The following is an 18,185-nucleotide window of genomic DNA, read 5'->3' on the forward strand; positions in this document are numbered from 1 at the left end:
GCAGAGACTACCGTCTTCGCCGTGACTACCTACCGCGGCAACCATCCCGCCCCCCGGGAACGCCTCGCGCAGGCCCGGCTCTACCTGTGCACCGACGCCCGTCGCGACACCGGAGACCTGGCCCGATTCGCGGAGGAGGCCCTCGCGGGCGGAGTCGACATCGTCCAGCTCCGCGACAAGGGTTCGGCGGGCGAGAAGAAGTTCGGCCCGCTCGAGGCCCGCGAGGAACTCGCGGCACTCGAGGTGCTGGCGGCGGCGTGCCGCCGGCACGGTGCGCTGCTGGCCGTCAACGACCGTGCCGACATCGCGCTCGCCGCGGGCGCCGACATCCTGCACCTGGGTCAGGGCGACCTGCCGGTGCGGTACGCCCGGCAGATCCTCGGCGAGGAGATCGTGATCGGCCGGTCCACCGGCAGCCGCGCGCAGGCGAGCCTGTCCGACATCGAGGAGGGCGTCGACTACTTCGCCCACGGGCCGGTGTGGTCCACCCCCACCAAGCCGGGGCGCACCCCGGCGGGACTCGAGGTACTGCGGGAGGTGGCCCGGTCGCAGCCGCAGCGGCCGTGGTTCGCGATCGGCGGCATCGACGCCGAGCGGCTGCCCGAGGTGCTCGCCGCCGGCGCCACCCGCATCGCGGTGGTCCGGGCCATCACCGCGGCACCGAATCCGCGGGCCGCGGCGGCGGCGCTGAAAGCCGCGCTGCCCGGCTGACCGTCCGCTGGAGCCGGCCCGCCGGCCGGCAGTCCGCTAGAGCCAGCCCAGGACCGTCGACGGCGACAGGGTCGGCACGTCCCCGGGCAGCCGGGCGCGCAGTCCCCGGTCGGCCGTCACCACCACGGTGAGCACTTGGTCCAGCACGGCCGACGTGCCCGTCGCCAGGGAGGCCAGCTCGTCGTCCCCGCTGCCGACGGCGGTGTGCACCGGGGTCCGGTCGTCGTGGATCACCGCCGCGCGGGCCTGCCCCTCAAGGACCGCCTCGATGCGGCTCACCCAGCCGAAACACCCGTCGGGCAGCTCGACGGTGCGGGGCAACGCCTCCGCCAGCTCCGCGAGCAGTCGTGCGGTGGCGCCCGGGCGGTCACGCCACCAGCCCGTCGGCCGCGACCCGAGGACGTTGGCGGTGTCGAGCAGCATCCGCACCGCACGAGTCCGCAGGTCCGGCCAGGCCGCCGCGAACCCGGTGTGCAGCGGCATGGTCTCGACGTCGGCCTCCGGCACCCAGCGCAGTTCGGTGCTCTCCCCGTTGAGGGTCGTCTCCATCGGGCTCGGGGTGTCCGCGACGACCGTCGTGTACGTCCACCCCCCGGCCACCCCGGAGGTGACCCGCTCGGTGCGCACGCTCAGCGCCGCAGGGTCGATCCCGGTCTCCTCGTTCGCTTCCCGCACGGCCGCGGCGACGGGACTCTCGTCGCTGTCGCGGGCGCCGCCGGGTAGCGCCCACGTGCCGCCCTGATGGCTCCACGCCGCGCGGTGCTGCAGCAACACGGCCGGCGTGCCGTCGGGCAGCGGCGCGCGCAGCAGCAATCCGGCCGCGCCGAATCTGCCCCACCGGCGATCACCGTCGGGTCCCACGGCCCAGCCGTCCCCGTCACCTCGCATCGCGTCCGCCTCCCTGCCGCCCGGCCGCCGACCGCGAGCCGGGCGTCCACCGTCCTCGGACGGCAACAACATCCCGTTACTGCTTATATGCTCGCCACACACAGTGCCACATCGGAAGGGGTGCTCTCGTGGACGTGCGCGTGACCCCCACGCTCGGTGCGGTGGGGAGTCGCCTCCAGCGTAACGACGTGCCGGCCGCCACGACCGCCCACGCCGGACCCTCCGACGAGGTGCGCGACCTGCTGCGCTCCACACCCGCCAAGCTCGTCACCCTCGGTGTGCTGCTCGCCGTGCTCCTCCTCGTCTCCGGGGTCGCGGCGGGCCAGACCGTCACCGGCCGCAAGGCCACCCACGATCGGTTGCTCGCCACCACCGAACCGCTCGCCGATGCCGCACAGAACCTCTACAGCGCACTGTCGGTCGCGGACGCGGCGGCCGCCACCGGCTTCATCTCCGGCGGCATCGAGCCGAAGGAGGTCCGCGACCGCTACGCCCAGGCCGTCGGCGAGGCGTCCGCCCAGCTCGTCGCCGCCGCCGGCGGGATTCCCACCGGCGACCGTGCGGGCACCCGGCTGCTGTCCGGCATCGCCGAACGCCTCACCGTGTACACGGGCCTGGTCGAGACGGCGCGGGCGAACAACCGCGTCGGCAACCCGGTGGGTGCCGCCTATCTCGGCGAGGCGTCGAACCTGATGCAGTCGGCGCTGCTGCCGATGGCGCAGGAGCTGTACACGCAGAGCGTCTCGGCGGTCTCGTCGACGCAGCGCGCGTCGGTGCAGCCACCGTGGACGTCGATCGGTCTGCTGCTGGTGACGGTCGTCGCGCTCACCGCGGTGCACGTCATCATCTCCCGGATCAGCCGTCGCACCCTCAATCCCGGTCTGCTGCTGTCGATCGCGGCGACGGGAATCCTGCTGTGCTGGCTGCTCGTGGCCGGACTGACCTCGTCGAGCGCGACCGAGCGGGCGATCGTGCACGGGGCCGAGCCGCTCGGGGTGTTCACCGACAGCCGCATCCTCGCGCAGCAGGCACGCACCGCGGAGACCCTGCAGCTCGTGCGCCGCGACGCCACCGGCGAGTACGACGCGACGTTCGACCAGAGCATGTCCCGGCTCGGCGAGCTGCTCGCCGGGTATGCGTCCGGCGAGGAGGTGGAGATCGTCACCGATCCCGCCGTGCGTGCCGCCGAGGCACGCACCGCATGGCTGGCGTCGCACAATCGCATGCAGGCCGCGCTCGACCGCGGGGACTTCCCGGCCGCCGCGATCCTCGCGACCGGTCCCGGTCCCGACGAGGCCGTCGCCCAGTTCGCCACCCTCGACCGCGCCCTCGAACGCGGCATCGACCTCGCCCGCGCCGAACTGCGCGGCAACGAGGACCGCGCCGCGCAGACCCTGTCCGCGCTCGCCCCCGCCACGACGGCGTTGACGGGGCTGGCGCTGCTCGGCATCGTCGTCGGGCTGTGGCCGCGCCTGCGGGAGTACCGGTGAACGTGCGTCGTCTCGTCGCCGCGACGGTCGTCGCCGTCGCCGCATTCACGGGCGGCTGCGCGACCTCACCGCCGGAGATCCTCGCCGACCCGGACCCGTCCTACACCGAGCCGCCCCTGCCGGAACGCGCCACCGTCGCGCCCAGTGCGGCGCCCGTCCCCCCGGAACCGGACTGCGGCGACCCCACCGCCGGCCTGCGTCCCGACGGCGCGACGACCGGACCGACCCTCGACGCGATCCGGGCGCGCGGCCGGCTCGTCGTCGGGCTCGACACCGGCAGCAACCTGATGAGCTTCCGGGATCCGGCGACCGGCCGGATCACCGGATTCGACGTGGACGTCGCGCGGGAGATCGCGCGGGACCTGCTCGGCAGCCCGGACCTGCTCGACTTCCGGATCCTCAGTTCCGCGGACCGCGAGCAGGCCCTGCAGGACTCCACCGTCGACATCGTCGCCAAGACGATGACGATCACGTGTGCCCGCCGCGAACGGGTCGACTTCTCCACCGTCTACTTCCGGGCCCAGCAGCGCGTCCTGGTGGTCAAGGGGTCCGACGTCCGCGACGTCGCCGACCTGGCGGGCCGGCGGGTGTGTGTCGTGCAGGGAACCACGTCGCTCGACCGCCTCCGGCGGCTGCAGCCGTCCGCGGCGATCCTCACCGTCCCGACGTGGGCGGACTGCCTCGTGGTGCTGCAGCAGCGTCAGGTGGACGCGGTGAGCACCGACGACACGATCCTCGCCGGCCTCGCCTCGCAGGATCCGTACCTCGAGCTGGTCGGGACGTCGATCGGCAGCGAGCCGTACGGCATCGGCATCGCCAAGGGCCGCGAGGACCTGGTGCGGTTCGTCAACGGCACCCTCGAGCGGATCCGTCGCGACGGGACGTGGACGCAGCTCTACAACCGCTGGCTCCTCGTCCTCGGACCCGCCCCGGCGCCGCCGACCCCGACGTACGTGGACTGAGAGGCCGCATGTCCGACACCGAACACGACCCGGGCGCGGCGACGCAGCGCAGTGCCCCGCCGGACGGCGGGCCCGCCACCGAGCGCAGCGCCGCGCCGGAGACGGGACCCGCGACGCAGCGCAGCGCCCCGCCGGAAACCGCACCCGCCGCCCAGCGCAGCGCCCCCTCCCGGGGCAGCGTCCCGTCACAGCGGTCGTCGCGGCGGTCCCGGCCGCGCGTGCCCTCGCGGCGGCGCCTCGCCGGGCTCGTGGACATCCCGGTCCCCGCACCCGTCGACCCGGCCTCCGTGGTGCTCCCGGATCCGCACGTGGCCGAGGGCAAGCGGTTCTGCTGGAAGTGCGGCAAGCCGGTCGGCCGCAGCACGCCGAACGGACCGGGCCCCACCTCCGGGCGCTGTCCCTCGTGCGGCACCCCGTTCGAGTTCGTCCCGATGCTGCCGCCCGGCGCCATCGTCGGCGGGCAGTACGAGGTGCAGGGCTGCCTCGCGCACGGCGGGCTGGGCTGGATCTACCTCGCCGTCGACCGGAACGTCAGCGACCGGTGGGTCGTGCTCAAGGGCCTGCTGCACTCGGGCGACGCCGAGGCGCAGGCCGTCGCCGTCGCCGAGAAGCAGTTCCTCGCCGAGGTGACGCACCCGAGCATCGTGAAGATCTTCAACTTCATCGAGCACCCGCGCCCGGACGGCACCCCGATGGGCTACATCGTCATGGAATACGTGGGCGGGCATTCGCTGCGCGAGGTGCTCGACAGCTGTCCCGAGCCGGCCCGGATGCCCGTCGAACAGGCCATCGCGTACGTCCTCGAGATCATGCCGGCGCTGAGCTACCTGCACTCGATCGGACTCGTCTACAACGACCTCAAGCCCGAGAACATCATGGTCACCGAGGAGCAGCTCAAGCTCATCGACCTCGGGGCCGTCACCGGCGTCGAGGACTACGGCTACCTGTACGGCACGCCCGGCTACCAGGCCCCGGAGATCGTGCGCACGGGCCCGACCGTCGCCACCGACATCTACACCGTCGGCCGGACCCTGGCCGTGCTCACCCTCGACATGCCGTGGCAGCAGGGCCGCCTGGCCGACGGCCTGCCCACCCCCGAGAAGGCACCGCTGCTGGCGGAGTACGAGTCGTACCACCGGCTGCTGCTGCGGGCGACCGACGCCGATCCGCAGCAGCGGTTCCGGTCGGCCGACGAGATGGCGAGCCAGCTGACGGGGGTCCTGCGGGAGATCCTGTCGCAGCAGACCGGCGAGGAGCATCCCGGCCTGTCGTCGGTCTTCAGCCGCCAGCGGACGACGTTCGGGACGGACGAGGCCGTCGGACGCACGGATTCGATCGTCGACGGCGTCGCGCGGGACGAGAACCTCTCGGCCCGCGACGTGGCGGCGGCGCTGCCGGTGCCGCTGCTCGACCCCAACGACCCGAGCGCCGCGCTGCTCGCCGCCGCGGTGCACAGCGAACCCCAGCAGACCCTCGACTCGCTGCGGCACGCGCGCGACAACGGGCTCGAACGCGTCGTCGGCACCGCGGACGTCTCGTTCTCCCGCGAGATCACCCTCGCGGAGGTGCGCGCCCATCTCGACCTGGGCCACGGCACCCGCGCCGCGGAGATCCTGCGCAAGCTCGAACGCGACCTCGGCGCGGACTGGCGCATCGACTGGTACGCCGGGCTGGCCGAACTCGTCAACGGCGAATTCGAGTCCTCCTTCGGCAGATTCGAGAAGGTACTCGCGGCGATGCCCGGCGAGACCGCACCCAAGCTGGCGCTCGCCGCAACCGCGGAACTCATTCTGCAGCACTGGGAGAGCGACGATCCCGAGGCCTGGCGCCGATTCTGCGAGAACTACTACCGCACCGTGTGGCGCACCGACCACAACGTGGTCAGCGCGGCGTTCGGCCTCGCCCGGCAGCTCACCCACCGCGGCGACCGGGCCGGTGCGATCGCGGCGCTCGACCAGGTGCCCGCGAGTTCCCGGCACCACGCCGTCGCCCGCATGACCACGGTGCTGATCCTGTTGCACGACAGGCCGATCGACGAACTCGAGGAAGCCGACCTGCGCGAGGCCGCGCGCCGGGTGGGGACGTTGTCGCCCGACGAGAGCCGGTTCCTGCAGATGCGCACCCTGGTGCTGTCGACGGCACTCGACTGGGTGCGCGCCGGCCACTCCGCCCGCCGCGAACTCGACCCGATCCTCGACGTCCCCTTCACCGAGAAAGGACTTCGCGCCGGCACCGAGTCCGGCCTGCGCGCCCTCGCCCGCAACGCCCCCGCCCGCACGCACCGCTACACCCTCGTCGACCTGGCCAACGCCATCCGCCCCCGCAGCCTCCTGTAGCCCGTCTCCGCGCCGAACGGGAGCTTGTTGCGACGAACGGGCCGTCGCTGCGGCATCGACCGGGTAACACCGACAACAACCTCCCGCCGGTAACGAAAAGGCCCCGCTCGATCCGATTGTGGATAACTCGCGACTTCTCCACAACCGCGGCAGCGGGTCTTCCGGGAGTGCGGTTCGTCCGACATCGTGGACCGGATGGACACCTTCGACGCACCTTTCCTGGGCACAGAAGCGATCGCCGCCGGCGCGCTCACCGCATACGAACTTCGGCACGGATTCGTTCGTCTCCACCGCAACGTGTACGTCCGACGCGGCGTCGCACCCACTGCCCGGAACCGAGCGATGGCGGCCTGGCTGTGGGCACGCGGAAAGGGCGTCCTCACGGGCCTCTCGGCGGCCGCGGTACACGGCACCCGTTGGATCGACGATACGGCCCCGGCCGAGATCCTCCGCCTCGGACACGTCCGGGCCCCGGCCGGAATCGTCGTCCGGCAGGGCTGCATCCCCGACGACGAACTGTGCCTCGTGGGCGGGATGGTGGTGACATCACCGGCACGGACCGCCTTCGACCTGGGACGAGCGCACCCCGGCGATCGCGGAATCGAGGTCCTCGACGCACTGTGCAACGCCACGGGCATCACGCCCGCGGCAATCCTCGACGTCGCCCGCTGCCATCCTGGTGCGCGCGGGATCAGCGATCTGCGCCGTTCACTGCTCCTCGTCGACGCAGGCGCGGAGTCGCCACCCGAAACCCGCACCCGTTTGTTGCTGGTCCGCGATGGACTTCCGCCGCCGGAAACCCAGCTGCTCGTCTACGGCTCGGACGGCAGCGTGCTGGCGCGCGGCGACATGGGCTGGAAGCGCTGGCAGGTCCTCGTGGAGTACGACGGCGGCCAACACTGGACCGATCCCACCCAGCGCGCCCGGGACATCGACCGGTACGCCGTACTCGAGGCGGCGGGATGGCGGATTGTCCGGGTGGGTGCTCAACTGCTCGCCGGACGTCCGCACGTCGTCCTCGATCGGGTCCGGGCGGCGCTGCATGCCGCTGGCGCTCGGTTGTGAGATTCGACCGGGAGGTTGGCGCGACGATCGGGCTGTGGCTGGGCCATCCGCCGAGTGGCACCGACGACAACCTCCCGCTGGACGCGAGAAACTCCCGCCTACACCAGCGCCGCGGCCGCCCGCGCGATGGCGAGCTCCTCGTTGGTCGGGATCACGAGGATCTCCACCTGCGACGTGTCCGCCGAGATGCGCCGCTCACCGCGTGCGGAGGCGGCGTTGCGGGTCTCGTCGACGGCGATGCCGAGACACTCGAGGCCGGCGAGGGCGTCGCGGCGGACGTCGACGTTGTTCTCTCCCACCCCGCCGGTGAACACGACGACATCGACGCCGCCCAGTTCGACAAGATACGCGCCGAGGTACTTGCGCAGGCGGTGCACGTAGACGTCGTAGGCGAGCTTCGCGTCCTCGGAGCCCTCGGCGACGAGCCGCAGCAGGGCGCGGAAGTCGTTGACCCCTGAGAGGCCCTTGAGCCCGGAGCGCCGGTTGAGCAGATCGTCGATGGAATCGACGTCCATCCCGGCGCTGCGGTTCAGGTGCAGCAGCACGCCGGGATCGATGTCGCCGCACCGGGTTCCCATGACGAGTCCTTCGAGCGGGGTCAACCCCATGGACGTGTCGACGGGCCGGCCGCCGGCGATCGCGGAGGCCGACGCACCGTTGCCGAGGTGCAGCACGATCTGGTTCAGTTCCGACAGTTCACGTCCGAGGAACCGGGCGGCGCGCTCGGACACGTACTGGTGCGACGTCCCGTGGAAGCCGTACCGCCGGATGCCGTGCGCCCGGGCGACGTCCCGGTCGATCGCGTAGGTGGCGGCCGCGGCGGGCAGTGCGTGGAAGAACGCGGTGTCGAACACCCCGACGTGCGGAATGCCGGGCAGTTCCTCCCGCGCGACCTCCATGCCGATGACGTTCGCCGGATTGTGCAGGGGCGCAAGAACGGCCAGTTCCTTCACGGTGCGCACCACGTCGTCGTCGACGACGGTCGGCTCGTGGAACACCTCGCCGCCGTGTACGAGGCGATGGCCGACGGCGATGATGCCGGCCTCGCGCAGGGGGCGGCCCAGCGCCTCCACCCAGTCGAGGACGATCCGCAGTCCGGCGCGGTGGTTCTCGATGGGACCGACGTGTTCCTCGGTGCCGGTGGTGTGGTGGAACACGACCCTGCCCTCGGGCTCACCGATCCGCTCGATGAGCCCGTGCGCCACCGAGTCTCCGGTCTCGGGGTGGACGAGCTGGAACTTGATCGACGACGAGCCGGAGTTGAGCACCAGCACGGTGCCGTCCGTCTGGGAGCTCATTCGCCGGCCTCCTGCGCCTGGATGGCGGTGATCGCCACCGTGTTCACGATGTCCTGGATCAGCGCCCCACGCGACAGGTCGTTGACGGGCTTGCGCAGGCCCTGCAGGACCGGACCGACGGCCACGGCTCCGGCGCTGCGCTGCACGGCCTTGTAGGTGTTGTTGCCGGTGTTGAGGTCCGGGAAGATGAACACGGTCGCCCGGCCGGCGACCTCCGAGTCGGGAAGCTTGGCGCTGGCCACCGACGGTTCGATCGCGGCGTCGTACTGGATCGGTCCCTCCACCGGCAGGTCCGGCCGACGCTCGCGCACCAGGGCGGTGGCGGCGCGGACCTTGTCGACGTCGACGCCCGAACCGGACTCGCCGGTCGAGTAGGACAGCATCGCGACGCGCGGTTCGATGCCGAAGCGGGCGGCGGTGGCGGCGGAGGAGATCGCGATGTCGGCGAGCTGATCGCTGGTGGGATCGGGCACCACCGCGCAGTCACCGTAGGCGAGCACCCGGTCCGACAGGCACATGAGGAAGATGCTCGACACCGTGGACACGCCGGGTTCGGTCTTGATGATCTCGAAGGACGGCCGGATGGTGTGCGCGGTGGTGTGCGCGGCACCGGAGACCATGCCGTCGGCGACGCCGAGGTGCACCATCATCGTGCCGAAGTACGAAATGTCGCTCATGATCTCGCGGGCGCGTTCGATCGTCATCCCCTTGTGGGCACGCAGCCGGGCGTACTCCTCGGCGAACGGCTCGGCGTGTTCGGACGACCTGGGATCGAGCACGGTCGCCGCACTCAGGTCCACCCCGAGTTCGGCCGCCCGGCGCCGCACCTGCGTCTCGTCGCCGAGGATCGTCAGGTCGGCGATCTTGCGTTGCAGGACGCGGCCCGCCGCGCGCAGGATCCGGTCGTCGTCGCCTTCGGGCAGCACGATGTGCCGGCGCTGACGGCGGGCCCAGTCGATGAGCTGGTACTCGAACATCTGCGGGGTCGTGACGGACGGCCGGGGCACGTCGAGGCGGCTCAGCAGCCGATCCGTGTCCACGTGCTGTTCCATCAGCGCGACGGCGGTGTCGATCTTGCGGTGCGCGCCGAGCGCCATGCGGCCGCGCGTCCGGTCGGCGGCCGACGCGGTGTCGAACGTCCCCAGGGTGGTCGTCAGGATCGGCAGGCTGGGCCTGAGTCCGGCGACGAGTTGCGCCATCGCTGGGTGCGGCAGGAGCCCACCGTTCATGATGATGCCGGCCAGCGACGGAAACCCTTCGGCGGCATTGGCATTCACGAGGGCGAGGAGCACGTCGGAGCGGTCGGCGGGGGCGATCACCACGACCCCCTCGGTGATGCGTTCGAGGATGTGTTCGGCGGTCATGCCGCCGACCATGACGCGCAGCGCCTCGCGGTGCAGCAGCTCGGGATCGCCGCTGTAGAGTTCGCCGTCGATCGCGGTCAGCAGTTCGCCCATGGTCGGCGCGACGAGGATCGGCACCTCCGGCAGGGTCCACAGCGGCACACCCCGGTCCCCGACGGCCGCGGCGATCTCGTCGAGCCGGTCGGAGGGACAGCGGTTGACGACGATTCCGGTCAGGTGGGCGTGCTGGGCGGCGAGTTCGGCCGTGCACACGCTGGTCAGTTGCGCCACCTCGTCGGGGGTGCGCCGGGAGCCGCGCAACACGAGCAGAACGGGCGCGTCGAGATTCGCGGCGATGCGCGCGTTGTAGCCGAGCTCGCTGGGGTTGGCGATCTCGGTGTAGTCGCTGCCGACGATGACGACGGCGTCGCACCGGTCCGCGACGGCGTGGTACTTGACGACGATCTCGCTGAGGGCGGCCTCGGGATCGGCATGCACGTCGTCGTAGGTGGCGCCGACGCACTCGTCGTAGTCGAGGTCGACGGTGATGCGTTCGAGGAGCAGTTCGAGGATGTAGTCGGTGTCGCCGTCGGAGCGGGCGATGGGGCGGAAGACGCCGACCCGGGCGGCGGAGGCACACAGCGCCTGGAGCAGGCCGAGCGCGACGGTGGACTTGCCGGTGTCACCCTCCGGCGCAGCGATGTAGATACTCGACACGGACTCGGCGGCGGCGCTCATGGCTCACACCCTAACGCTGCGCCGGTGCGTCCTTTGGGCGGTGGGAGCAACCCAAAAGACGCACCGGGGGCGCAGCGGCGTCAGTCCGCGAGCGGGTCGAGCGCGAAGTCGTACGTGGCCACCTTGCGGCCGGCGTCGTCGACCTGTGGTTCGAGGACGAGTTCCGGTTTCGTCGCGGTCGCGACGTCGTCGTCGAGCCACTCACCACCGGCGAAGTACAGCTGGGTGATGATCGGCTGCCTGCCGGGTGCGGTCACCCGCAGGTGCAGGTGCGCCGGGCGCCACGGGTGCCATCCGGCTGCCTCGATGAACTGTCCGGTGGGCCCGTCGGTGGGGATCTGATACGGAGCCGGCTCGATGGTGGTGATGTCGTAGCGGCCCTCGGCGTCGGCGACGACGGTGCCGCGCAGATTCCAGTGCGGAAGGTGCGGGGCGAACTGGGAGTAGTAGCCTTCGTCGTCGGCGTGCCAGATCTCGATCCGGGCCCCGCCGAGGCCCCGGCCGTCGAGGTCGGTGACCTGTCCGCGCAGGACCAGCGGGGGGTGGACGCGATCCTCGTCGCGCATCGGGAGTGTGCACTGCGCCGGTAGTTCCGGTGCGCCTGGAACGTAGTACGGCCCCTCGATGCTGCCCTTGGTGCCGCGGAACCTCCGGGAGTTGACGTCCTCGATCTCGTGCTCGACGAACACGTCCAGCAGCAGCGGCCACTCGCCGCCCTCGCCCACGTCGATGAGCCACTGCTTGAGCACGCGGTACTCGTCGTAGGTGACGGCATGTTTCCGGATCAGCGCACCGAATCCCGCGAGGGCGTCGGTCGCGATGGCGGACAGACGCTCCGGTGAGGTGTCGGCGGTGAAGCGTTCGCCCTTGAACTTGTCGGTGGCGGCATTGCCGGATGCGGCAGCGGTGGGGTTTTCGGTGATGGTCATGGTGTCTCCCGGGAAGTGGTCAGGCACGGCGGAAATGGGACACGTCGTCGTTGCCGACGAGGTCGGGCACGGTCCAGCCGTCGAGGTCGTACTCGCTCATGAACTGCTCGGCCAGGCCCTTCATGGCGGACACGTCCCCACGGCCTTCTGCGGCGAACAGCAGCTCGGCCTTGACGTTCTCGTGGTTGCCGGCGTAGTTCCGCTCGTACAGTTCGTGGCGGCCGCCGAACTCGGAGCCGATCGAGTCCCACAGGGCCTTCATGACCTTGACCCGGTCCACGGCGGTGATGCCGTCGGAGCCGCGGACGTACTTGTCCAGGTAGGGGCGCACCTCGGGATTCTTGAAGTCCGCCGCCGACGAGGGCAGGTAGATCAGGCCGGACGCGACGTCCTGCTCGATGATCTCCTTGATGCGCGGGTAGCCCTGCATCGCGAACATCCGGTAGGTCAGGCCGTACTCGAGCTTCGGGATGACGGTGTCGCCGATCCACGGCTCCGGGTTGTTGACCATCGCGTCGGTGAGCGACCAGAACAGGTTGCGCCAGCCGATGACCTCACCGACGCGGGTCTGCACCCCGCGGAAACCGCCGGCGCCGGTCGCGTCGAGGGCCTTCATCAGCAGGCCCGCGATGAAGTCGAGCTTGACCGCAAGGCGCGTGCAACCCTGCAGCGTGAAGCGCTGGAGGAAGCCCGAGCCGCCGAGGAAGTTGTTGATCTTCTCCACGTCCCCGTACATGAACACGTTCTCCCACGGCACGAGCACCTTGTCGAAGATGAAGATCGCGTCGTTCTCGTCCATGCGCGAGGACAGCGGGTAGTCGAACGGGGATCCGACGACGTTGGCGTTCTGCGAGTAGGAGGCCCGCGAGATCAGCTTGATGCCGGGCGCATCCATCGGCACCGTGCAGATCAGGGCGAATTCCTTCTTCTTGATCGGCAGGCCGTAGTGGGCGATGAAGTTGTAGTTGGTGATCGCCGAGCCGGTGGCGACGACCTTGGCGCCGGAGACGATCAGGCCCGCGTCGGTCTCCTTCTCCACCTTCATGAACACGTCGCCCACCTCGTCCGGCGGCAGCGACCGGTCCACCGGCGGGTTGATGATCGCGTGGTTCCAGTACAGGACCTTCTCCTGCGACTCGCGGTACCAGCGCTTGGCGTTGTCCTGGAACGGCGAGTAGAACTCGTCGTTGGCGCCGAGGGTGCCGAGGAAGGAGGCCTTGTAGTCGGGGGACCGGCCCATCCAGCCGTAGGTCATCCGCGCCCAGGTGGCGATGGCGTCGCGGTCGGCTCGCAGGTCGTCGGCGGACTTCGGGGTGCGGAAGAACGGCATGGTCACCCCGCCGTTGCCGGTGTCGGTCGGGGCGGTGAGGGTGCCGACGTGCTCGCCGGTGTGCAGCGCGTCGTAGAGGCGGGCGGTCATGCGGATGGAGTTGCGGAACGCCGGATGGTTGGTGAAGTCCTTGACGCGCTCGCCGTGCAGGTAGATTTCGCGACCGTCGTCGATCGACGCGATGTACTCGTCGCCGGTCATCGGCCGCGAGGCGAAGGTCTGCTGCTGATTGGCCGGGTGGTCCGCGGCGACGTTCACCGTCGACCGGTCGACGGTGCCGGTAGCGGGGGCTGCTTCGGTGGTGGTCATGGTCTTCCCTTCGAAAGAGGTGGGAGCGGGGTCAGGAGGCAGTGCGGGCGAGCTGCGAGGGCAGTGGGGTGAATGTGGTGGTGGCGTCGAACCATCCGCTGTGCGGATCGTCGAGGCACCCGTTCCACGCGGTCGAGCCGGACCGGTCCCCGAGGTCGTGGAAGGTGCTGCGGAAGAACAGGAGCGGGTCCTTCTCGGCGTCGACGGAGGCGTCGACGATCTCGCCGACGAAGATGACGTGGTCACCGCCGTCGTATTCGGCCCACGGGCGGCAGATCAGGGTGGCCGCGTTGCCGAGGAGGGCGGGTGCGATTCCGGTGTCGTCCCATGTCGGCGCGACGGCCTGCGGTCTGCCGGCGAAATGCAGTGCGGTGGAGAGCTGGTCGGCCGCCAGGATGTTCACGGCGAACGGCGCGTCGTCGAGGTAGCCGCACGCCTTCGACGTCCGCGTCAGCGTCACCTGGCACAACCTCGGCTCCAGCGAGATGGCGGTGAAGGCCGTGACCGTGGCCCCGTGCCGGGCGCCCTCGGCGTTGGCGCACGTGACCACAGTGACCCCGCTGGCGAACTGACCGAAGATGTTGCGAAGTGCTCGCTGGTCCATGAGGAGACCGCCTTTCTGCACGATGTGCGATCGCAGGTCGATCCGGAACGAGAACCAACGTATGACCCGGATCACACTCCGTCGATCCGCATTGCGAAGGTGCGATCCGCATTGCGAAGCGGGCTCGGAACGCACCGGATCATCCGGGCGGCACGTGACCGTCGTCACAGTACGGTGCTAGCGTGGGGAGCTGCCCACATACCGGCACGGCACCAGTTGGGAGGGTTGGAAGGGCGAATGCGAGCACCGGAAAGCCGCGGCTTCACGGACTGGGACGAAGTGCACGACGTGGTGTCCCAGGCGTACTTCCCGCACCAGCTGACGCTCCTCAGCCGCGGGCCCGCCGCCCGCACGTCGCTGGAATCGACCCAGCTCGGCGCCGCGCGGCTGGCGCGGATCGGCTTCGGCGTGGACGTGTCGATCCGTTCCGAGCATCCCGGCGCGTACGGCATCAATATTCCCCTGACCGGGCATCTGGTCACCGCCGTCGGCCGCGACGAGGTCGTGTCGGCTCCCGGGCTGGCGACGGTCTGCCCTCCCGACACCCCCACCGTCATCACCCGGTGGAGCAGTTCGTGCGAGATCATCGGGTTCAAGGTCGACCGCGACTACATGCAGCGCGAGATGGACCGCCTGCTCCCCCGTCCGGGTAGGCAGCTGCCCGCGCAGCTGGATCTGCGGGCGGGAGCGGGGGCCGACTGGCTGCGCCTCGTCCGAGCGGTCGCCGACGAGTCGCTGCGGGACAACGTCCTGCTGCGCAGCGGCCAGGTGGCCGAACAACTTTGCCGCGCCGTCACGACCGCGCTCGTGCTCGCCGTCGCACCGGACGACGGTGACGGCCCGACCGGGGTGCGGCCACGGATCGTCAAACGGGTGATGGACGCGGTCCAGCAGGATCCGGCGCGCCCGTGGACCGCCGCGGAGATGGCCGAGCTCGTCGGCGTCAGCGTCCGCCGCATTCAGCAGGGCTTCCGCGAGTGCGTCGGCATGACGCCGATGGAGTATCTCGCCGACGTCCGGCTCGAGCGGGTGCACACCGATCTGTCCCGAAGCGATTCCAGTGCAACGGTATCCGATGTCGCCCTCCGCTGGGGCATCATGCACACCGGGCGGTTCGCCGCCGCGTACCGGCGCAAGTTCGGCGCCAGCCCGTCCGAGACGCTGCGCGGCGGGACCGCCTGACCTACAGGCGACGTCGTCGCCGGTGTGTCCTTCGGGCGGCTGGAACAGCCCAAAGGACGCACCGGCGGCGCAGCCGCGTCAGGCCAGCGCGCGCAGGCGCGGCGCGAGGTCGCGCTCGAACAGGTCGAGGAAGCGCCGCTGATCGTGCCCCGGCGCGTGGAACACCAGATGGTTCAGCCCCGCGTCGACATACGCCGCGACCTTCTCCACCGCCTCGTCCGGATCCGACGCCACGATCCACCGCCTGGCCACCTGTTCGATCGGCAGCGCATCGGCCGCCGCCTCCATCTGCATCGGATCGTCGATGCTGTGCTTCTGCTCCGCCGTCAGCGACAACGGCGCCCAGAACCGGGTGTTCTCCAGCGCCCGCTCCGGATCGGTGTCGTAGGAGATCTTGATCTCGATCATCTTGTCGATCGCCCCGGCGTCCCGCCCGGCCTTGCCCGCGCCCTCGGCCACCGCCGGCAACAACTTCCCGGTGTAGAGCTCCATCCCCTTACCCGAGGTGCAGATGAACCCGTCCCCCGCCCGGCCCGCATACCGCGCCACCACCGGACCCCCCGCCGCGATGTACACCGGGATCCCGCCGGCGGGCACGTCGTAGATCGACGCCCCCTTCGTGGTGTAGTACTCCCCGTCGAAGTCGACCCGCTCCCCGGTCCACAACTCGCGCATCAACGCCACCGATTCCCGCAACCGCGCGAACCGCTCCTTGAACTCCGGCCACACCCCCGCATACCCGGTGGCGATCTCGTTGAGCGCCTCCCCGGTGCCGACCCCGAGCATGACCCGTCCCGGATACAGGCACCCCATCGTCGCGAACGCCTGCGCGATCACCGCCGGGTTGTACCGGAACGTCGGGGTCAGCACCGAGGTCCCCAACTGCAGCCGCGAGGTGCGCTCACCGACCGCGGTCATCCACGCCAACGAGAACGGCGCATGCCCCCCGTTGTGCCGCCACGGCTGGAAATGATCCGACACCGTCGCCGAATCCATCCCGTGTTCCTCCGCCAGCACCGCCAGCTCCACCAGCTCCCGCGGCCCGAACTGCTCCGCCGACGCCTTGTACCCCAACTTCAGACCCTGCGACACCACGAACTCCTACCCGTCTACGAATCCGGCCGGTTCGAGTATGCCCAGACACCTGTGACGGACGCGACGTCACCTCTCGGCCTCGGCCAGATGCAGGTCGGGTTTCCAGTCGTAGACGACGCTGGTGCGCAGCAGGATGTCCTGCAGGGACCGGCGGCGGCGATCCACCGCCACCCACAGCAGCCCGAACCCGAACATCACGCACAGCCCGGCGCGCAGCCCCGCCCGGACCCATCCGACGAGGTCGCCGTTGCGGCTCACCATCCGCAGCCCCATCACCACCGCGCCGACCGTGCGACCGGTGGTGGCCCAGCACACCGTCAGGTACAGCGACGCGACACCGACGAACACACCGACGGACAGCAGAACGTGTGCGTCGGGGAAGGAGAACTCCTGCGGCGAGAACAGCAACCGCACGAGTACCACGGCGAGATAGATCCCGCCCATCACGGTCAGGACCACGCCGAGGTCGATGGCTGCGGCGATGCCCCTCGTGACGATTCCGGCGGGTCGGTGGGATGGTTCCCGGTTGCTCATGCCGGTTCTTCCGGGATCTCGGCGCGCCCGAACAACCGGCCGACGAACCCGGATACCGCGTCGTCGGCGTGCATACCCTGGCTGCGCACGCCGCGCATCGCCTCGGTGGACATGGACCCGGTCGATTCGCGGATGATGGTCGGCAGGTCGACGCCTTCGATCACCGCGTTCGCCAGGCCGATGAGGTCGACTCGCCCGATGATCGCATCCACGTCGATCGTCGCGGCGACGGCGTCCAGGTCGACCCGATCGATGATCGCGCCCACGTCGATCGTCGCCGCGACGGCGTCCAGGTCCACCCGATCGATGATCGCGCCCACGTCCACCCGTTCCGCGACCGCGTCGATGTCCACGCGGTCCAGGATCGGTGCGATGTCGACGCGCGCCGCGATCGCGTCCAGGTCCACCCGACCGACGATCCGCTCGACGTCGACGCCCTCGGCGACGGCATCGAGGTCGACGTGGTCCCGCACGACGGCGGTGATGTCGACCTCGTCCAGCGCGGCGCTCACCACCCGGCGCACCACAGCGCGCAGCAACCGGTCCGCGATCTCGTCCCCGGCGCGCAGGGTCTCGGCGCCGCGCGCCTCGAGCGCGACGAGGGCGGGGTCCACACCCGGTAGACGACGTGCCGCGTCGACACCGAACAGGAGCATGCGACGAATCCCGTCGCCCACGGTCGCGGCGGCACCGACCGCCACGCGTACCGGGTCGGGGCCGGTCCTGCCGTTCATACCGACATCAAAGCCCTCCGGCGCCCGAAATGCACGTGGTTCGCGATCGGCCCGTCCGAGGGTCGATCGGACGGTTCACGCGGAGCGGTCCAGCTGCGGCGCAACCCGGAGCGACGCCGGGCCGAATTCGACGGTGACGGACACGGCACCGGAATGCACGAGGAGGGCATGCACTGCCCCGCTGTACCGGCTCCGATGGTCCGCGAGGCGCCGCACATTCGGTACCGGAACCGCGGGGGCCTCCGACACGGGCAACAGGATCTCCGCGTCGAGCCGGCTGCGGCTCCCCTCGATCAGCAGGCCCTCCGCGACCACCCAGCGAACCGGCACATCATGCCGCTGCTGCACGTCGCCCACCACCAGCGCCACGTGCTCTTCGTCGTCGTCCACGACGGTGAGCAGACGCCCTCTCCGGGTTCCGACCGTCAGCGGCACGTCCGATACGAGCTCGGGACCGCCCGAGTCGACCCCCGACTGATCGTGGAACGGACATCCATTGGTGCGCAGGACCATTCGCCTCGTGTTCCAGCTGAAGAACGGCTCGTCTGTGGTGTTCACGACTCTCGTTCCTCCTTCACGCAGTCGACGAGATGTGCTATCTCCATCTTCGGCGGGAGGAGCGGTCGCGAACTGTCCC

General features: G+C 70.5%; 16 protein-coding genes. 6 read left to right on the forward strand and 10 right to left on the reverse strand.

Going from position 1 to position 18,185, the window contains the following annotated elements:
* Positions 1 to 21: 21 nt before the first annotated feature.
* Positions 22 to 711, forward strand: a complete 690-nt coding sequence (thiE, locus tag ISO16_RS09880) for a thiamine phosphate synthase (RefSeq protein WP_006938213.1) — start codon at positions 22 to 24, stop codon at positions 709 to 711.
* Between the two features lie 36 nt (positions 712 to 747).
* On the opposite strand, the gene ISO16_RS09885 is transcribed toward thiE, so the two are convergent.
* Positions 748 to 1,599 carry an NUDIX hydrolase gene (locus tag ISO16_RS09885; protein ID WP_006938212.1) on the reverse strand — a complete coding sequence of 284 codons (852 nt, stop codon included), beginning with the start codon at positions 1,597 to 1,599 and terminating at the stop codon, positions 748 to 750.
* Positions 1,600 to 1,727: 128 nt separating this feature from the next.
* On the opposite strand from ISO16_RS09885, the gene ISO16_RS09890 reads away from it, so the two are divergent.
* From ISO16_RS09890 to ISO16_RS09905, 4 genes are all read left to right on the forward strand, one after another.
* Complete coding sequence (locus tag ISO16_RS09890; RefSeq protein WP_072635851.1) at positions 1,728 to 3,089, forward strand: hypothetical protein; 1,362 nt, start codon at positions 1,728 to 1,730, stop codon at positions 3,087 to 3,089.
* On the forward strand, positions 3,086 to 4,051 hold the full coding sequence (locus tag ISO16_RS09895; RefSeq protein WP_029545345.1) for a glutamate ABC transporter substrate-binding protein: 966 nt from the start codon (positions 3,086 to 3,088) through the stop codon (positions 4,049 to 4,051). The genes ISO16_RS09890 and ISO16_RS09895 overlap by 4 nt, the downstream gene beginning before the upstream one ends.
* 8 nt (positions 4,052 to 4,059) lie before the next feature.
* The gene (locus tag ISO16_RS09900) at positions 4,060 to 6,387 is read left to right on the forward strand and encodes a serine/threonine-protein kinase (protein ID WP_072635852.1); all 2,328 of its coding nucleotides are present in this window, start codon (positions 4,060 to 4,062) and stop codon (positions 6,385 to 6,387) included.
* A gap of 195 nt (positions 6,388 to 6,582) precedes the next feature.
* On the forward strand, positions 6,583 to 7,452 hold the full coding sequence (locus ISO16_RS09905) for an endonuclease domain-containing protein (RefSeq protein WP_072635853.1): 870 nt from the start codon (positions 6,583 to 6,585) through the stop codon (positions 7,450 to 7,452).
* A gap of 98 nt (positions 7,453 to 7,550) precedes the next feature.
* Here the strand turns inward: ISO16_RS09905 and ISO16_RS09910 are convergent, their stop codons facing one another.
* The 5 genes from ISO16_RS09910 to ISO16_RS09930 all read right to left on the reverse strand — a co-directional run bounded on the left by ISO16_RS09910 (position 7,551) and on the right by ISO16_RS09930 (position 14,003).
* Positions 7,551 to 8,750, reverse strand: coding sequence for an acetate kinase (locus ISO16_RS09910; protein ID WP_072635854.1), 1,200 nt, complete (start codon positions 8,748 to 8,750; stop codon positions 7,551 to 7,553).
* Positions 8,747 to 10,831: a phosphate acetyltransferase gene (gene pta, locus ISO16_RS09915; protein WP_006938193.1), complete on the reverse strand. Its 2,085-nt coding sequence runs from the start codon at positions 10,829 to 10,831 to the stop codon at positions 8,747 to 8,749. Before pta ends, ISO16_RS09910 begins: the two co-directional genes overlap by 4 nt.
* 80 nt (positions 10,832 to 10,911) lie before the next feature.
* Entirely contained in the window at positions 10,912 to 11,760 is an 849-nt protein-coding gene (catA, locus tag ISO16_RS09920; RefSeq protein ID WP_072635857.1) for a catechol 1,2-dioxygenase, read from the reverse strand.
* A 19-nt stretch (positions 11,761 to 11,779) separates the two neighbouring features.
* Complete coding sequence (locus ISO16_RS09925; RefSeq protein WP_195886199.1) at positions 11,780 to 13,399, reverse strand: 4-hydroxyphenylacetate 3-hydroxylase family protein; 1,620 nt, start codon at positions 13,397 to 13,399, stop codon at positions 11,780 to 11,782.
* Between the two features lie 31 nt (positions 13,400 to 13,430).
* Positions 13,431 to 14,003, reverse strand: coding sequence for a flavin reductase family protein (locus ISO16_RS09930; protein WP_072635859.1), 573 nt, complete (start codon positions 14,001 to 14,003; stop codon positions 13,431 to 13,433).
* Positions 14,004 to 14,240: 237 nt separating this feature from the next.
* Between ISO16_RS09930 and ISO16_RS09935 the strand changes: the two genes are divergently transcribed.
* Complete coding sequence (locus ISO16_RS09935) at positions 14,241 to 15,185, forward strand: AraC family transcriptional regulator (RefSeq protein ID WP_072635858.1); 945 nt, start codon at positions 14,241 to 14,243, stop codon at positions 15,183 to 15,185.
* Positions 15,186 to 15,263: 78 nt separating this feature from the next.
* Here ISO16_RS09935 and fgd read toward each other — a convergent pair whose 3' ends face one another.
* The 4 genes from fgd to ISO16_RS09955 form a co-directional block, all read right to left on the reverse strand.
* On the reverse strand, positions 15,264 to 16,277 hold the full coding sequence (gene fgd, locus ISO16_RS09940) for a glucose-6-phosphate dehydrogenase (coenzyme-F420) (RefSeq protein WP_050036413.1): 1,014 nt from the start codon (positions 16,275 to 16,277) through the stop codon (positions 15,264 to 15,266).
* 69 nt (positions 16,278 to 16,346) lie between these two features.
* Positions 16,347 to 16,814 carry an RDD family protein gene (locus ISO16_RS09945; RefSeq protein ID WP_043802316.1) on the reverse strand — a complete coding sequence of 156 codons (468 nt, stop codon included), beginning with the start codon at positions 16,812 to 16,814 and terminating at the stop codon, positions 16,347 to 16,349.
* Positions 16,811 to 17,548, reverse strand: a complete 738-nt coding sequence (locus tag ISO16_RS09950) for a hypothetical protein (protein WP_029545357.1) — start codon at positions 17,546 to 17,548, stop codon at positions 16,811 to 16,813. The genes ISO16_RS09945 and ISO16_RS09950 overlap by 4 nt, the downstream gene beginning before the upstream one ends.
* A 75-nt stretch (positions 17,549 to 17,623) precedes the next feature.
* The gene (locus ISO16_RS09955) at positions 17,624 to 18,106 is read right to left on the reverse strand and encodes a hypothetical protein (protein WP_006945522.1); all 483 of its coding nucleotides are present in this window, start codon (positions 18,104 to 18,106) and stop codon (positions 17,624 to 17,626) included.
* Positions 18,107 to 18,185: the final 79 nt, after the last annotated feature.

The sequence above is a fragment of the Rhodococcus sp. M8 genome, assembly GCF_015654185.1.
GTDB classification, from domain to species: domain Bacteria; phylum Actinomycetota; class Actinomycetes; order Mycobacteriales; family Mycobacteriaceae; genus Rhodococcus; species Rhodococcus aetherivorans.

Excerpts from the sequence above, each read along its gene's own strand:
- ISO16_RS09930 (WP_072635859.1), bottom strand. The coding sequence starts at position 14,003 with ATGGACCAGCGAGCACTTCGCAACATCTTCGGTCAGTTCGCCAGCGGG.
- ISO16_RS09910 (WP_072635854.1), bottom strand. The coding sequence starts at position 8,750 with ATGAGCTCCCAGACGGACGGCACCGTGCTGGTGCTCAACTCCGGCTCG.
- ISO16_RS09950 (WP_029545357.1), bottom strand. The coding sequence starts at position 17,548 with ATGAACGGCAGGACCGGCCCCGACCCGGTACGCGTGGCGGTCGGTGCC.
- ISO16_RS09935 (WP_072635858.1), top strand. The coding sequence starts at position 14,241 with ATGCGAGCACCGGAAAGCCGCGGCTTCACGGACTGGGACGAAGTGCAC.
- ISO16_RS09885 (WP_006938212.1), bottom strand. The coding sequence starts at position 1,599 with ATGCGAGGTGACGGGGACGGCTGGGCCGTGGGACCCGACGGTGATCGC.
- ISO16_RS09900 (WP_072635852.1), top strand. The coding sequence starts at position 4,060 with ATGTCCGACACCGAACACGACCCGGGCGCGGCGACGCAGCGCAGTGCC.
- catA (WP_072635857.1), bottom strand. The coding sequence starts at position 11,760 with ATGACCATCACCGAAAACCCCACCGCTGCCGCATCCGGCAATGCCGCC.
- pta (WP_006938193.1), bottom strand. The coding sequence starts at position 10,831 with ATGAGCGCCGCCGCCGAGTCCGTGTCGAGTATCTACATCGCTGCGCCG.
- ISO16_RS09905 (WP_072635853.1), top strand. The coding sequence starts at position 6,583 with ATGGACACCTTCGACGCACCTTTCCTGGGCACAGAAGCGATCGCCGCC.
- ISO16_RS09945 (WP_043802316.1), bottom strand. The coding sequence starts at position 16,814 with ATGAGCAACCGGGAACCATCCCACCGACCCGCCGGAATCGTCACGAGG.
- ISO16_RS09925 (WP_195886199.1), bottom strand. The coding sequence starts at position 13,399 with ATGACCACCACCGAAGCAGCCCCCGCTACCGGCACCGTCGACCGGTCG.